Origin of the sequence: Marinobacter sp. UBA2498 (assembly GCF_002341575.1) — a bacterium.
Taxonomy (GTDB): domain Bacteria; phylum Pseudomonadota; class Gammaproteobacteria; order Pseudomonadales; family Oleiphilaceae; genus Marinobacter; species Marinobacter manganoxydans.
The window spans coordinates 6,336-6,706 of record NZ_DDOI01000056.1 but is presented as its reverse complement, the minus strand read 5'-3'; the positions used below and the strand labels follow the sequence as shown (position 1 = coordinate 6,706).

Here is a 371-nt window from a genome sequence, read left to right as displayed (position 1 = left end):
GGATCGGGATCTGGTGGTGATGGCGGAGGTACATGAAGAGGCCAGCTATACCAACCACCACAAGAAGAAAATCGTGCTGTTGTTCAGCGCCATGCGTCACTTTGCCCGGCAACTGGAGAGCGATGGCTGGCAGGTTCATTACCAGAGCTATCATCCGGACAACCAACACCAGAGCCTTGAAGCAGTGGTTGGCGAACAGGTGAAGCGGATCAATGCGGACAAAGTAATCGCCACCGAGTGTGGCGAATGGCGGCTGCATGAGCAGATCAGTAGCTGGCACGAACGCCTTGGGGTGCCAGTGGAGATTCGGCCGGATACACGGTTTATTGCCACCAAGCAGGAGTTTGCCGACTGGGCCGAGGGCCGCAAGC

The 371-nt window shown here is 57.1% G+C and carries 1 protein-coding gene; it reads left to right on the top strand.

The window, feature by feature from the left end; all coding sequences use genetic code 11:
- The coding region (locus B2W52_RS06750; protein ID WP_286802089.1) for a cryptochrome/photolyase family protein at window positions 1-371 on the top strand (371 nt) is incomplete at both ends.